The organism is Pseudodesulfovibrio hydrargyri, assembly GCF_001874525.1.
GTDB classification, from domain to species: Bacteria; Desulfobacterota; Desulfovibrionia; order Desulfovibrionales; family Desulfovibrionaceae; genus Pseudodesulfovibrio; species Pseudodesulfovibrio hydrargyri.
This window is the reverse complement of the sequence record NZ_LKAQ01000004.1, coordinates 1,725,784-1,739,902: the sequence shown is the minus strand read 5'-3', so window position 1 is coordinate 1,739,902 and position 14,119 is coordinate 1,725,784. Positions and strand designations below refer to the sequence as shown.

Annotated in this window: 12 protein-coding genes; 8 read left to right on the top strand and 4 right to left on the bottom strand. The window is 62.4% G+C overall.

Annotated features, from left to right (window positions below):
* The first annotated feature begins 253 nt into the window (after window positions 1-253).
* From rsgA to BerOc1_RS12420, 8 genes are all read left to right on the top strand, one after another.
* Window positions 254-1,321: a ribosome small subunit-dependent GTPase A gene (gene rsgA, locus BerOc1_RS12450; RefSeq protein WP_242652985.1), complete on the top strand. Its 1,068-nt coding sequence runs from the start codon at window positions 254-256 to the stop codon at window positions 1,319-1,321.
* A gap of 171 nt (window positions 1,322-1,492) precedes the next feature.
* Window positions 1,493-2,488, top strand: a complete 996-nt coding sequence (locus BerOc1_RS12445) for an oxidoreductase (protein WP_071546000.1) — start codon at window positions 1,493-1,495, stop codon at window positions 2,486-2,488.
* A gap of 230 nt (window positions 2,489-2,718) precedes the next feature.
* Window positions 2,719-3,630: a hypothetical protein gene (locus BerOc1_RS18905; protein WP_129586536.1), complete on the top strand. Its 912-nt coding sequence runs from the start codon at window positions 2,719-2,721 to the stop codon at window positions 3,628-3,630.
* 405 nt (window positions 3,631-4,035) lie between these two features.
* Window positions 4,036-5,688, top strand: coding sequence for a nickel ABC transporter substrate-binding protein (gene nikA / locus BerOc1_RS12440; RefSeq protein ID WP_242652983.1), 1,653 nt, complete (start codon window positions 4,036-4,038; stop codon window positions 5,686-5,688).
* 12 nt (window positions 5,689-5,700) lie between these two features.
* On the top strand, window positions 5,701-6,642 hold the full coding sequence (nikB, locus tag BerOc1_RS12435; RefSeq protein WP_071545999.1) for a nickel ABC transporter permease subunit NikB: 942 nt from the start codon (window positions 5,701-5,703) through the stop codon (window positions 6,640-6,642).
* Window positions 6,639-7,523 carry a nickel ABC transporter permease subunit NikC gene (gene nikC, locus BerOc1_RS12430; RefSeq protein ID WP_071545998.1) on the top strand — a complete coding sequence of 295 codons (885 nt, stop codon included), beginning with the start codon at window positions 6,639-6,641 and terminating at the stop codon, window positions 7,521-7,523. Before nikB ends, nikC begins: the two co-directional genes overlap by 4 nt.
* Window positions 7,523-8,392, top strand: a complete 870-nt coding sequence (locus BerOc1_RS12425) for an ABC transporter ATP-binding protein (protein ID WP_071545997.1) — start codon at window positions 7,523-7,525, stop codon at window positions 8,390-8,392. The genes nikC and BerOc1_RS12425 overlap by 1 nt, the downstream gene beginning before the upstream one ends.
* Window positions 8,389-9,243 (top strand): ABC transporter ATP-binding protein, encoded by an 855-nt coding sequence (locus BerOc1_RS12420; protein ID WP_071545996.1) that lies wholly within the window; start codon window positions 8,389-8,391, stop codon window positions 9,241-9,243. The genes BerOc1_RS12425 and BerOc1_RS12420 overlap by 4 nt, the downstream gene beginning before the upstream one ends.
* Window positions 9,244-9,375: 132 nt before the next feature.
* On the opposite strand, the gene BerOc1_RS12415 is transcribed toward BerOc1_RS12420, so the two are convergent.
* The 4 genes from BerOc1_RS12415 to BerOc1_RS12400 all read right to left on the bottom strand — a co-directional run bounded on the left by BerOc1_RS12415 (window position 9,376) and on the right by BerOc1_RS12400 (window position 13,937).
* Entirely contained in the window at window positions 9,376-10,536 is a 1,161-nt protein-coding gene (locus tag BerOc1_RS12415; protein WP_071545995.1) for a UxaA family hydrolase, read from the bottom strand.
* A gap of 12 nt (window positions 10,537-10,548) precedes the next feature.
* Window positions 10,549-10,827, bottom strand: coding sequence for a UxaA family hydrolase (locus tag BerOc1_RS12410; RefSeq protein WP_071545994.1), 279 nt, complete (start codon window positions 10,825-10,827; stop codon window positions 10,549-10,551).
* An 89-nt stretch (window positions 10,828-10,916) separates the two neighbouring features.
* Entirely contained in the window at window positions 10,917-11,879 is a 963-nt protein-coding gene (locus BerOc1_RS12405) for a 2-keto-3-deoxygluconate permease (protein ID WP_071545993.1), read from the bottom strand.
* 126 nt (window positions 11,880-12,005) lie between these two features.
* The gene (locus BerOc1_RS12400) at window positions 12,006-13,937 is read right to left on the bottom strand and encodes a sigma 54-interacting transcriptional regulator (RefSeq protein ID WP_071545992.1); all 1,932 of its coding nucleotides are present in this window, start codon (window positions 13,935-13,937) and stop codon (window positions 12,006-12,008) included.
* Between the last annotated feature and the right edge of the window lie 182 nt (window positions 13,938-14,119).

Here is a 14,119-nt window from a genome sequence, read left to right as displayed (position 1 = left end):
CAGCAGGTCTAGACCGCCTCCGGGCCGCGCTCCATCGCGGTCCCCATATGGTTGCTCCAACCGGCCCCGACGTGTTTCGCCCGAAACAGGTCTTATTCGACGCCCTTGCTCCATATTCCCCATTCCGTTCCCCGTTGCCCGTCGGCCGCACTTCCGGCCGGCCGCGATCGTACACGTTCGGGGCTCGTCTTCGACGCAACACAATGGAAGCAAGATGAAAACACGGACATTTTCCGAAAATCGACAGGAATGCTTGGACAGGCTCCGCCGCCTGGGCTGGAACGATCATTTCGAACAGCTGGCGGCCGACGAAACCCTCGACCCGGCTCGCGTGGCCCGGGTCCTCAGCGCGCAGCGGGACCTGTTCCTGGTCACCGACGGACGCGACGAGCGGCTCTGCGCCCCCTCGGGGACCATGCGTCACCGGCACCGGGACTACCCGGTCACCGGGGATTGGGTGCTCGTGGACGAGGGTGTGGTCAGGCGCGTCCTCCGGCGCAGGAACACCCTGAGCCGGGGCGAGGCCGGCTCGCGCGGCAGACAGGAGGGCGCCGCCCAGCGCGAACAGCCCATCGCCGCGAACATCGACACGGTGTTCGTCGTCTGCGGGCTCGACCGCGACTACAACCCGCGCCGCATCGAGCGCTACCTGGCCCTGGTCCACAACTGCGCAATGACGCCGGTGATCGTCCTGACCAAGGCGGACCTGCACGCCTCCCCTGAACCGTTCCGCGACGAGGTCGAAACCGCCGCCTTCGGCGTGGACGTGGTGTTGACCTCCACACGGGACGCACGCGGCGTGGACGAGCTGCACGCCTACTTGAGCGAGGGGCGGACCGTGTCCATGATCGGCTCCTCGGGCGCGGGCAAATCGACGCTGGCGAACATGCTCCACGGAAGCCGCGTCCAGGCCACCGGCGCGGTGAGCGCAAGCGTGGGCAAGGGACGCCATACCACGACTTCCCGCGAACTCATCGCCATGCCCCGGGGCGGCCTGCTCATGGACAATCCGGGCATCCGCGAAATCGCCTTCTCCCAAGGCGGAGACGGGTTGGACGCGACGTTCAGCGATATCCGCGAGCTGGCCGAGTCCTGCCGCTTCGCGGATTGTTCGCACCGGCGCGAGCCCGGCTGCGCGGTGATCCAAGCCGTGGAAACCGGCGTGCTTTCGCAAGCGCGGCTGGACAATTACCGCAAGATGCAGCGCGAACTGGATTACGTGCGGGCCCGCAGCGAAAAAAGCGCCAACTGCGTGGAAAGGGAGCGCTGGAAGGACGTGGCCATGGAGATCAAACGTATGCACAAGCGCAAGAAACGCTGACCACGAAAACTGGCTCACCGGAGCGCCATCGCCCGGCCGCGACGGCGCTCCGACCAAAAGGTTACCGGCAAGTGCCTACTGGTTTCATCACCCATGCTCATGTACTCTTCAGGGAAAAACCGGCCCAGGCAAGCGCCCGGGCCGGCATCACCCAAACCAAACGGATTTCCCATGCCATTGATAACGACACCGCTCACTGTCCGGGACCGGACGATCAAAAACCGCATCACGCAGCTCCCCATGGTCCCCTTTCCCTTCATCGAAGACGGCAAGGACTACTACAACACGCAACACCTGCACCACTATGCGCGGGCGGCGGAGAACGGCGCGGGCCTGATCATCGTGCAGTCCACCAGGGTCGAGGGGGTGACGCGCGAACAGGGCATGTGGACGCCCGGGAGCCGCTCCATACTGGAACGGATCGCGGAGAACGCCCGGTTAAGCGGGGCCACGATCATGATCCAGCTGTCCATAGAGCCCGAACAGGGCAAGGACATCAACCAGTGGTCCACCGAGGCGGTCCTGGAAAAGCAGAACGAGTTGAAGGAGGCCGCGCTCAAGGCCCGTGAACTCGGCTTCCACGGCGTGGAGTATCATTTCGCCCACGGGTTCACCCTGTGCCAGTTCATGGACGCCGGGGCCAACCGGCGGACCGACCAGTTCGGCGGCTCCCTGGAGAACCGGTGCCGCATCGTCACCGACATCCTGCCCGAGGTGCGGGCGGGCGCGGGGGACGACTTCATCATCTCGGCGCGGATGGGCGAATTCACGCCCACCAGCGAGGAAGGCATCGCCACGGCCCGGCATCTGGAACAATGCGGCATGGACATGTTGAGCGTCTCCTTCGGCATGACCGTGCCGGAAGGCCCCGTGCCGGAGGGCTTCGAATTCTCGCCGGTGACCCACTCCGCCCACGTGATCAAGCAGGCCGTGTCCGTCCCGGTCATCGGCGCGTTCGGCATCCGTACCCCGGAACAGGCCAAAGGGCTCGTCGAGAAAGAATACGCCGACCTGGCGGGCCTCGGCCGGGCCATGCTGGCCGATCCCCGGTTCGCCGCCAACCTGCTCCACGGCACCCCCTACCACCCGTGCATTTCCTGCAAGAACTGCTCGTGGTTCACAAACACCCTCCGCTGCCCGGCCCGAAAACTGCCCGAGACGGCATAGGGAACAGGGGAGTCAGGGATATGCTGACGCCCCCTCGTTCTCCGTGGCCTGAGCCGATGGACTCCGCACTCGCGGTCTTCATTTTTACATAAAAAAGACACTCCGCCTGCCCCAAGGCTGCTCACGCCTTGACAATATATACATTATATTCTATATATTACATATGATCAATAATATTAAATGATACACAGCAAAGCCATACCTAATCCCAATAAGGTGGAGGCGACATAATGAAAATCATAACAACAACAGCCTTAGCCCTACTCATCCTAATTTTTACTGCTCCAGAATTAATGGCTCGTGACGATTCTTCCGAAAACAAATCGTGGTTATCATCTTTTTTTAACCCTAATGACGCTGTTGTTTTTAGAGATCTTGTACATAAAAAGAAAACACTCGGAGTTGAATATGATGTTATTGAAGATTCACTTCGGCGGAGTGAGCAGAACTTAAAAGAAATTGGCAGCATATTGATACTGAAAGATGATCTTCTCAGAGCCAATTCTGCAAAAACACGATATAGCACTAGGATTTCAAATTATGACGAGAAAAAGAAAAGAATACAAGATAGCATAAATGATTTCAAAAAGAAAATACAAACAACTAATACAAAACAAGAAGTTGACAAAATAAACAATTTTATAGAAAGCCTTGAAAGTGAACTATTTTATCTTTCTGAGGATTACGAAGATGACAATGAAAGAGTTAATAGCATAAACAATGATATTGTGCATATAAACTCTCGTATACAGCAATCTAAAGAGGAGTCAAACAAGATAGCACAGTTGCGGAATGACCTTAAGACAAAAGAAGTCGAAATATCCAACACAGACAACAGATTATCTGAACTACTAAACAGAGACAGTCTACAAAATTCTTTTAGGTTAAACATTAGCATTGCTTTCACTTTATTAGTAGGTGTAGTCATTGTTGGATTTTATAGAATCGCGTCGACCAAAGATGAACTAGCCAAAACAATTTTCTCTGGAGAAAAAGGAATACAATTCATAACCTTATTCCTTATTATCATTTCCATCATATTATTCGGCATTATGGGCTCACTACAAAGTGAAGAACTCTCAGCATTGCTTGGAGCTCTTTCTGGTTATATTTTGGGAAGAACAAGTAAAAATGAAGAGTAGTCCTTTATATATAGCCCAACCAGTGCATCAAACATGATACTATTAGCTTTATTTGATTATCTGCAAATTACACCACACCACTTATTTAAGCGCGGTGCTGGGTATCTATCGTTTATTACCCGCCCCTACTAAACAAGAAGATCAAGACCTTATATATATTCATGGTTTTGATCTCTGTTAGTGAGATTGGCAGGCCTTGGACCATTGCTGTGGCTGGCCAAAAAGGCAGAGCTATACCCTCCCCTGGTCCGACGTTTTCTCTTCCCGAATCTCTGAATTTCATACCGCATGAGTATTACTTTTTTTAATTTCATACTCATTGCAATTGATTGATTCATATTTTGATGCTACTCCATGCCATCTTCCTGGTTTTAATATGCAATGCCATCCATTGGAGAGTTCGTAATGGGAAAACTTTTTCGCGCCATCGGTATGTTTCGGCGGCTTCTGACGATGACGGCCGTCATCGCGCTCACGCTGTTCTCCGCCCTTCCGGGCGTCCAGGCCGCGCCGCCCGAGGGAAAGGACGTCCTGGTCTACTCCTGGAACTCCAACATGGGCGAATTCAACCCGCATCTGTACTCCCCCAACCAGATGTTCTCCCAAAATCTGATCTACGAACCCCTGGTGCGCTATCAGGCCGACGGCATGGTCGCCCCCTGCCTGGCCCAATCCTGGAGCGTCAGCACCGACGGACGGGAATACACCTTCAAGCTGCGCCAAGACGTGCGTTTCACCGACGGCCGGCCCTTCAATGCCGAGGCCGTGAAACGCAACATCGACGCCGTCCTCCAAAACCACCAGCGCCACGAGTGGCTGGAGCTGACCAACCAGCTGTGGAAGGCCAAGGAATCCGGGAAAGCGCCCGCCACCGTCGTGGACGAATACACGGTCAGGCTGACCCTGCACGATCCCTATTATCCGGCGCTGCAGGAACTGGCGCTGATCCGTCCGGCCCGTTTCCTGTCCCCGGCCGCCATGCCGGAGGACGGCAACACGGCCAAGGGCATCAAGGAACCGGTCGGGACCGGCCCATGGAAGCTGGTGGAGGCGGTCAAGAGCGAATACGCCCTGCTGGAGCGCAACGAAGGCTACTGGGGAGACAAGGCCAAGTCCAAGTATCTCCTGATCAAGATCATTCCCGACACCAACGCCCGGGTCGTTGCCTTCGAGACCGGCCAGATCGACATCATCTACGGCGGGGCCGGGCACGGCGCGGGCCAGATCGGCCTGGACAGCTTCGAGCGCTACCGCACCATGCCCGGCGTGGTCACGGACGTGTCCGCCCCCCTGGCGACGCGCGCCCTGGCGCTCAACACCAAGCGTTTTCCCACCGACGACATCGATGTGCGCAGGGCCATCCTCCTGGCCGTGGACCGGGACGCCCTGGTCAAGCACGTCTTCCTGGACGTGGAACGGAAAGCCGACACGCTTTTCTCCCCGACCATGCCCTACTGCGACCTGGGGTTGAAGCCGTACGGATTCGACCGGAACGAGGCCGAGGCCCTGCTGGAAAAGGCGGGCTGGACCTTGGCCGACGGCGCCCGGTACCGCACCAAGGACGGCAAGGAGCTGGCCCTGGACCTGTGCTTCGCGGGCAACGACACCCTGATGAAATCCGTGGCCGAGGTCGTGCAGGGCGATCTCAGGAAGGTCGGCGTCAAGGTCAACCTGGTGGGCGAGGAAAAGGATTCCAACCTGGCCCGGCAGCGAAGCGGCGAGTTCGGCATGATCTTCGGCAACACCTGGGGCGCGCCCTATGACCCGCACTCCTTTGTCAGCTCCATGCGCGTCCCCTCCCATGCCGACTACCAGGCCCAGCTCGGCCTGCCCATGAAGGCGGACATCGACAAGGCCATCGGCGAGGTGCTTATCAGCGTGGACGAGACCAGACGCCGGGAGCTGTACCAATACATCTTGAGCACGCTGCACGACCAGGCCGTGTACATGCCCCTGACCTACATGACCAACATCATGGTCCACAGGGACACCCTTGAGGGCGCGCATTTCGGCGCGACCAAAAACGAAATTCCCCTTGAAACCATGTACAAGCGGTAGGCGAGCCGACCGATGACCCGCTACATCCTGAAACGACTGCTGTTGCTGATCCCCATTCTCCTGGCCGTGTCCCTGGTGGTCTTCACCATCCTGCGGCTCGGCCATGGGGATCCGGCCATGGCCTACCTGCGGCTGTCGAGCATCCCGCCCACGGACCAGGCCCTGGAAGCGGCCCGCCACGAACTGGGGCTGGACAAGCCGTTCGCCGTGCAATACGCGACCTGGCTCGGCAAGGCCGCGCATGGGGATTTCGGCATCTCCTACGTGACCAAGAGGCCGGTCCTGGAGGAAATCCTCTACTACCTGCCCAACACCCTGATCCTGGCCGGGTATTCCCTGGCCCTGACCCTGGTCCTGAGCCTGCCGCTGGGCATGATCTCGGCGCTGAAAAAGGACCGGCTGCCCGACCACCTGACCCGGGGCCTGAGCTTCTTCGGGGTGTCCATGCCCAACTTCTTCCTGGGCTTCGTCCTGATCTGGGTCTTCTCGATCAAGCTGGGCTGGCTGCCGCCCATGGGGCGGGGCGGGGCCGCGCACATGATCCTGCCGATTCTGACCATGTCCTGCATGAGCCTGTGCATCAACACCCGGCTGATCCGATCGACCATGCTGGACAACATGCACTCGCGCTACGTGCTCTACGCCCGGGCACGGGGGCTGTCCGAATCATCGGTCGTGGGCCGCCACGTGCTGACCAACTCGCTCATCCCGGTGATCACGGCCATCGGCATGCACGCGGGTGAACTCTTCGGCGGCGCGGTCATCGCGGAATCCATCTTCGCCTGGCCCGGCCTGGGGCGCTACGCGGTCTCGGCCATCTACAACCGCGACTACCCGGTCATGCAGTGCTTCATCCTGATCATGACCACCATCTTCGTGCTCATGAACCTGGCCGTGGACATCGGATACGCCTGGCTCGATCCGCGCATCCGGCTGCAGGGGGACAAGCAATGACCAACCGATTCCTGCGCCGGGGCGCACTGATTCTGGCCGGGCTCATGGTCCTGCTGCTGATCCTGTCCGCCGCATTGGCCCCGGCGATCTGCCCCTACGACCCGGACGAGGTCACCCTGGAACTCAAATTCGCTCCGCCGAGCCCGGCCCACCTCCTGGGCTGCGATCACCTGGGCCGGGACGTGGCCTCGCGCCTGATCTACGGCGCGCGCACCTCGCTCAGCTGCGTGGCCGCCATCGCCGTCCTCATCCTGGTGCTGGGATTCGCCGTCGGCGCCACCGCTGGCTACATGGGCGGCACGGTGGACTCGCTCCTGATGCGCGTCTGCGACGTGTTCCTGACCTTCCCCACCTTCATCCTGGCCATGTTCATGATCGGCATACTGGGGACCGGGATCGGCAACGTCATCCTGGCCATATCCCTGACCCACTGGGCGTGGTACGCCCGCATCATCCGCAGCTTCGTCCTGTCGCTCAAGAACCGGGAATACGTCCTGGCCGCGCGGGTGGCGGGCACGGGACGGTTCATGACCGTGCTGCGCCACGTGCTGCCCCCGGTCTTCGCCCAGCTGGCCATCCTGGCCACCCTGGACATCGGCCACATGATGATGCACGTCTCCGGCCTCTCCTTCCTCGGCCTGGGCATCACCCCGCCCACCTCGGAATGGGGGGTCATGATCGCGGACGGCCGCCAGTTCGTCTGGACCCATCCCGAACTGATCATGTACCCGGGCCTGGCCATCTTCCTGACGGTCATGGCCTTCAACATCCTCGGCGACGGGCTGCGCGACGCCATGGACCCCAACACCCGGGAGCCGGCCTCCCCGGAGAGCGCGCCGGCCGGGGCGGATCAGGCGGTCGCCGTCATGGAGGGGTTGTAATGTCCTGCCTCAACAAGACCAATCCCGACGCCTACCTGTCCGCGCGCGGCCTGTGCATCGCGGCCGGGGCCAAACTCCTGGTCCGGGGCGTGGACTTCGACGCGCACAAGGGCCGGGTGACCGGCCTGGTGGGCGAGAGCGGCAGCGGCAAATCCCTGACCTGCCAGGCGGTCATGGGTCTGCTTCCCGCCGGGCTGGCCTCGGCCGGGAAGATCGCCCTGGGCGGGGCGGACATGCCCCTCAAGGGGCCTTCCTCGCGCATCCGCAAGGCCCGTTCGGGCCGGGCCGCCATGATCCTGCAAAACCCCATGAGCTGCTTCGACCCGGTCTTCACCATCAAGACCCATTTTCGCGAGACCCTGGCCGCCCACGGCGTGGCCGGGAAGGACAACACCCCGGACCGCTGGCTGTCCGGCCTGGCGGAAGTGGGCTTCCCGAACCCCGATGTCCTGGGGCTCTACCCCTTCCAGATGAGCGGCGGCATGCTGCAACGGGTCATGATCGCCCTGGCCCTGGCCGTGGAGGTGGACTTTCTCATCGCGGACGAGGCCACCACGGACCTGGACGCCGTTTCCCAGGCGCGGGTCCTGGACCTGGTGGAGACGCTCGTGCGCCAGCGGGGCATCGGCGTGCTCCTGGTGACGCACGACCTCTCGGTCATCGCCCGGCTGGCCTCGGACATGCTGGTCATGCACGACGGCGTCATCGTGGAACGCGGCCCGGTCAAAACCATTTTCCAGGCCCCGAGGCACGAATACACCGCCGACCTGCTGGCCGCCCATTGCCGCCTCTACGGGCTGACGCCGCCCGAGCGGCAGCCAGTCGAGACAACCACGCAACCGGACGTTTCCCCAAGGAGCCTGCAATGACGACAGAGACCGCCACAACGCCCGGAAGCCTCCCGCCGAAGCGCGAATCCGCCTTTGTCCTGGAGGCCAAGGGCGTCACCAAGACCTATACCCGGGGCGGTTTTTTCAAGCGGACGGAAGAGGTCCCGGTGCTCCATGGCGTGGACCTGGCCATCCGGGCCGGGGAATGCGTGGGTCTCATCGGTAGGAGCGGCTCGGGCAAAAGCACGCTGGGCCGCATCCTGCTCGGCCTGGAAGCGCCCTGCGGCGGCGACGCGTACATCCTCGGGCGCAGGACCACGGACGAAAAGGGCCGCGTCCGCCCGGACCGGGAGCAGCGCCGGGCCGTCCAGGTGGTCTTCCAGGACGCCGTGGGATCGGTGAATCCGAGACTGACCGCCGGGGACATCATCGCCGAACCGCTGCGCAACTTCGAGCGGCTCTCGGGCGACGCCCTGAGCGAGCGCGTGGCCGAGCTGCTGGTCCACGTGGGCCTGTGCCCCGAGGACGCGGCCAAGCATCCGGCATGCTTCAGCGGCGGCCAGCTCCAACGCATTTCCATTGCCCGCGCCCTGGCCCCCCGCCCGCGCTGCATCATCCTGGACGAGGCCCTGTCCAGCCTGGACATGCTCGTCCAGGCCAGGATCCTGGACCTCCTGGACCGCCTGCGCCGCGAGGACGGCGTGGCTTACCTGTTCGTCACCCACGACCTGCGCCTGGTCAAACTCTTCTGCGACCGCTCCGTGACCATGGAGCGGGGCCGCCTCGAGCCCTTCGCCATAGAGGACCTGGCCCGGCGCGAGGCCATCCGGGCCCTGCCGGGCGACCTCAGGGAACTGGCCTCGGCCATGCTCCCGGCAATGCCGATCTAGCGGCGCGGGCCACGGCCCATCCCCAAAACGGCATCCCAAAAGAAAAGGACACCAGCCAGTTGGCTGGTGTCCCGCTTGCTCGCGCGGCAGACATCGCCGGGACTCGAACCGGCGGCCCGCGGTGTTGCCCGGCTAGAACGTGCCGGTCAGTTTGTAGATGCCGAATTCGTGGTGGCCCAGGCTTTCGGCCTTGGGCATGCCGCCGTTGCAGACCTCGACCATCATGTCGAACAGCTCTTCGCCGATCTGGGGCACGGTGGCGCCGCCGGCGATAATCCGGCCGGCGTTGATGTCGATGTTGTCGGGCATCTTTTCATAGGTCTCCGGGTTGCCCGTGATCTTGATGACCGGGGCGATGGGGCTGCCCGTGGGGGTGCCGCGTCCGGTGGAGAAGATCACCAGCTGCGCCCCGCCGGCCACCATGCCGGTGATGGAATCGATGTCCTGGCCCGGGGTGTCCATGAAGTAGAGGCCATGCGCTTCGGGCACGCCCTCGGCGTAGTCCAGCGCGCCGGTGAACGGGCTCGTTCCCGCCTTGTACATGCAGCCGAGGGACTTTTCCTCGATGGTGGACAGCCCGCCAACCTTGTTGCCCGGAGTGGGCTGGCCGCTGCGCAGGTCCTCGCCCAGGGAGATGGCGCGGTCCTCGACCGCCTTGACCAGGCTCAGGAACTTCTCCCGCTGGACCGGGTCGTCGAAACGGGCGGCGAGCAGGTGTTCCGCGCCGATGACCTCGGTGGTCTCGCTCAGGATACTGCTGCCGCCGTTGTCCACGAGCTTGGTGGAGGCGTACCCGATGGTCGGATTGGAGGCCAGCCCGCTGGTCGGATCGGAACCGCCGCATTCAAGCCCCATGATCAGTTCGCTGATGTCACATTCCTCGCGCTTCTGCATGGACAGTTCGCGGGCCATGGGCGCGGCCAGCTCGGCGCCCTTGGCAATGGCCTTGAGCGTGCCGCCGCATTCCTGGATGACGATGTGTTGGACCGGCTTGCCGGTTTCCGCCACCTCGGCCGCCGCCGCGGAGGCCTGGATGCCGTCGCAGCCGAGGCCGACCACGAGGACCGCGCCCACGTTGGCGTTTTTGCCGAAGCCGACGATGGTCTTCTGGGTCAGGGACAGGTCCGAGTCGATCTGGCAACAGCCGTGCTGGTTGGGGATGGAAACCGCGCCGGGGACCAGGGCGGCGATGCGTTCCGCCGTGGCCGTGGCGCAGACGGACGTGGGCATGACCAGAAGGTGGTTGCGGATGCCGAAACGGCCGTTGGCCCTGCGATATGCCTGAATCTTCATGTGTGGCCTCCTTTAGAGTTGCTTGTCGCCGCGTCCGCGGGTGCTTTCGATGTTGTGCAGGTGGACGTGGTCCCCTATTCCGATGGCCTCGGTGGCGTCGCCGATGACTTCGCCGTACTTGTAGCAGACGCCGCCCGGCTCGATGGGTTCGATGGCCATTTTGTGGAAGACCGGGATGTCCGCGTTGGCGGTGATCGTCCGGCCTTCGATCTCCACGCTTTCCCCCTTGGAAAGCGGGCGCAGACAGGTGACGACATTGTCCTTTTCGTTGACATGTATGATCGGGTTCATGTCTGAATCCTCCTGGATTCGTTGATGGTGTTGCCCGCCATGCTCGTGGCGGGATGCGGTATGCGGATTCCGACGGCTGCGGGAAACGCCTAGGCCGTTTCCCTGGCGAGGGCCGCGGTCTTGCGCTTCTCGCGCTTGTCCAGCCAGGTGACGAGGATGGGGCAGAGAATGGCCGTGACCATGATCGACGCCGCCACCTGGGCGGTGGCGACGGCGGCCGCGCCCCTGAGAGTCTGGTCGGCCATGACCAGGGCCGCCGGGGTGGCGGCGGAATTGCCCGCCGTGGTGCCGATGGCGGCACCGACCTGCGGGTTCTTGGAACGGACGAGCTTCATGGCGAAGTACCCGGCGAAACCGGTGATGACGGTGCAGGCGATGCCGAGGATGATGCCCGGTGCGCCGGCCTCCACGAACTGCCGCAGGTTCAGCGCGCTGCCCAGGGGAAAGGCGAAGAACGGGATGGAAATGGACACCGCGGGCTTGAGCCAATCACGCAGTTCGCTGTCCAGGTTGCCGAGCACGCAGCCGACGACGATCGGCAGGATGGTGCCGACCAGGGCCATGAGCGGGATGTCGGCCAGCCCGGTCAGGCCGAAGGCCAGCATGGTGAAGAAGGGGCCGTCGTTGGTGGAGAGCAGGGAGATGGCCCCCACGTCCGTGGAGTCGCCGAATTCCCCGGCCAGGGCGGCGAACAGCCCGCTGTTCGAGTTGGTCATGCCCGCCACCACGGCCATGGGCACGACGCCGAGCACTCCGGCCGGGCCGAAGAACGTGTTGACCAGCACGCCCAGGAGGGCGCCTATCAGGACCTTGACCACGGTCAGGGCCAGCCCCTTGACCAGCGGCTCCCCGGCCTGTTTCACGCTGATCTGCGCCCCGGTACAGAACATGAAGAAGGCGAGGATGGGCATGGCCCCGCCTTTCCACAAGAAGGTGGTGAAGCTGCCGATGTTCAGCACTTCAGGGAAAAAGGTGTTGACGAGGACCCCGAGCAGCAGCGGAATAATCATCAGCCCGCCGGGTATTTTCTGGACGCCTTGCAAAATTCTCATACCGATTTCTCCTTGAAACTGTTTGGAGACTATGAGCAAGGCGTATGCCAGAATATAAAATGTAATAAAATCAGATTATTATCGAGACGACCTCAGATTGGGTTTAAAAATGAAACATATATTGTTTTATTTTGCGACTCCCGTTTCATTTTGACCCGCCCCCAGTTCACGCAGTCTTCTCCAGAGGGTGGAACGGCTGATCTTCAGAATCTTACCGGCCTCCTTCACACTGCCACCCGTCCGCCGCAACACCTCGCGGATGTAATCGTTCTCCAGGCTGCGCAGGTCGGGAAGCGTTTGGGCCCCGTTGGATTCGCCCAGGCATTGCGCCAGAGCGTGAACGGTGGAGGGGGCGGGCGCGGGGGCCGGGTCGGCCGACAGGACCTTTTCAAAGGAGCCCAAAATGACGGCCCGCTCCACCAGCCCCTTGAGTTCCCGGACATTGCCCGGAAAATCCCGAGAGAGCAGCGCGTCCCGCACTGCGGGGGTGATGGGCATGGCGGGCCGCCGGTACCGCTCGGCGTAGAGCCGAAGGAAGTGCCCGGCCAGCTTCAGAATATCGCCCGGCCCCCGTTCGCGCAGGGACGGAATGCGCAGGGGCAGGACGTTGATGCGGAAATAGAGGTCGCGCCGGAACCGTTCCCTGGCCACCAATTGCTCCAGCGGCTGGTTCGTGGCGTAGACCATGCGCACGTCCACCGGGGTCAGCTTGTCGCCGCCCAGGCGCATGACCTGCTTTTCCTGCAGGACGCGCAGCAGGCGCCCTTGCAGTTCGAGGGGAATTTCCCCGATCTCGTCCAGGAAGACCGTGCCCCGGTGGGCCATTTCGAAGATGCCCGCCCTGCCCTTGCTGTCGGCCCCGGTAAAGGAGCCCTTGGCGTAGCCGAACAGTTCCGATTCCATGAGGGAGGCGGGGATGGCGGCGCAGTTGATGGCCACGAAGGGCCCCCCGGCCCGGGCGCTGGCGTTGTGCACCCCCTGGCAGAGCAGCTCCTTGCCGGTGCCGGACTCCCCGCAGACCAGCACCGGGGTATCGTACTGGGCGTAGTGCAGGGCGTCGTCGATACAGGCCTGCATGCTGCCGCCGTCGTGGACGATGTCCCGGAACGTATGCTTGGCCGAGAACCCGCGCTCGGCGAGCGTGCGGCGGATCTTCTGCTCCACGTCCTGCATCTCGGTGACGTCCTGGAACGTGGCCACCGCGCCGGAGATCCTGCCGTCCACGATGACCGGGGCGCGGTTGATGGCGATCTTGTTCCGGCCCACGTCCAGCACGTGGCCGACCTGGGTCTCGGTGTGGTTCAGGAGGTCGGGCAGCCTACAGGTCTTGACCACCTCGCCGATGGGACGGCCCAGGGCCTCCATCTTGTCGATCCCGAAGATCCTTTCCGCGGCACGGTTGAAGATGGATACCCTGCCGTCGCCGTTGATGGCGACGATGCCGTCGTGGACGAAGTCCGTCACCGAGATGATGCGCTGGGCCCGGCGCTGCTCGGTCATGGCCGCCCGGAACACCCGCCTGGCCTCGCGGACGGCGGTCAGGACCGAATCCTTCTGCGAGGTGATTTCGACGCACGGACGGCCGAGCCCCTCGGACACGAGCTTGACGTTGGCGTCGCCGATAAAGGTGCCGATGCCCATGTCCTTGTATTTTTCGATGGCCTGGGGAATGTCCGACTCCTGCTGGAGTTCCACCTTCACTATCTTCATGGGCAGCAGCTTCTTCAGGACATCGAACCCTTCCACCACGTTGTTGTAGCCCACCACGCCCACGGCCTCGTAGTTCCGCGCCATGGGCGAGAGGCTCTCGATGATGTCGTACGCGCTGACCTTGATCTCCACGACCGGAACGTCCAACTCCTCCCGGATCATCCGATAGGTGCCTCCCCGGGAGACCAGCACCGCCGCGCCGGAAAGGACGCACTGCCGGGCCTTGTCCAACCCTTCGTGCATGCTCCCGAGAATCACCTCCACGTTGGTGAAGCCCTGTTCCTCCACGATCTCGAGCGCGGTGTCGTAAATATCCCGCAACGGCGCGATGACTGCTATCTTCTTCATTGCTGACGTCCCTGGCTGAGGCCGAAGCCGCACAAACGCGGCCTCCCTGCGGACGATTCTTGATGACTTGGTCGCATTTTGCAACCCGAAGCGCGTCCGGGAGCCGGGCCGCCGCCCGTCCGGCGGGACTGCCTGGGGCGACGGATTTCGTCGGGGCAACGGCATTCCGGACATTGGCCCGG

What these genes read in the sequence shown, in the direction of transcription:
- BerOc1_RS12415 (WP_071545995.1), bottom strand. Translation starts at nt 10,536, where the DNA reads ATGAAGATTCAGGCATATCGCAGGGCCAACGGCCGTTTCGGCATCCGC.
- nikB (WP_071545999.1), top strand. Translation starts at nt 5,701, where the DNA reads ATGACCCGCTACATCCTGAAACGACTGCTGTTGCTGATCCCCATTCTC.
- BerOc1_RS12425 (WP_071545997.1), top strand. Translation starts at nt 7,523, where the DNA reads ATGTCCTGCCTCAACAAGACCAATCCCGACGCCTACCTGTCCGCGCGC.
- BerOc1_RS18905 (WP_129586536.1), top strand. Translation starts at nt 2,719, where the DNA reads ATGAAAATCATAACAACAACAGCCTTAGCCCTACTCATCCTAATTTTT.
- BerOc1_RS12420 (WP_071545996.1), top strand. Translation starts at nt 8,389, where the DNA reads ATGACGACAGAGACCGCCACAACGCCCGGAAGCCTCCCGCCGAAGCGC.
- nikC (WP_071545998.1), top strand. Translation starts at nt 6,639, where the DNA reads ATGACCAACCGATTCCTGCGCCGGGGCGCACTGATTCTGGCCGGGCTC.
- BerOc1_RS12410 (WP_071545994.1), bottom strand. Translation starts at nt 10,827, where the DNA reads ATGAACCCGATCATACATGTCAACGAAAAGGACAATGTCGTCACCTGT.
- nikA (WP_242652983.1), top strand. Translation starts at nt 4,036, where the DNA reads ATGGGAAAACTTTTTCGCGCCATCGGTATGTTTCGGCGGCTTCTGACG.
- BerOc1_RS12400 (WP_071545992.1), bottom strand. Translation starts at nt 13,937, where the DNA reads ATGAAGAAGATAGCAGTCATCGCGCCGTTGCGGGATATTTACGACACC.
- BerOc1_RS12445 (WP_071546000.1), top strand. Translation starts at nt 1,493, where the DNA reads ATGCCATTGATAACGACACCGCTCACTGTCCGGGACCGGACGATCAAA.
- BerOc1_RS12405 (WP_071545993.1), bottom strand. Translation starts at nt 11,879, where the DNA reads ATGAGAATTTTGCAAGGCGTCCAGAAAATACCCGGCGGGCTGATGATT.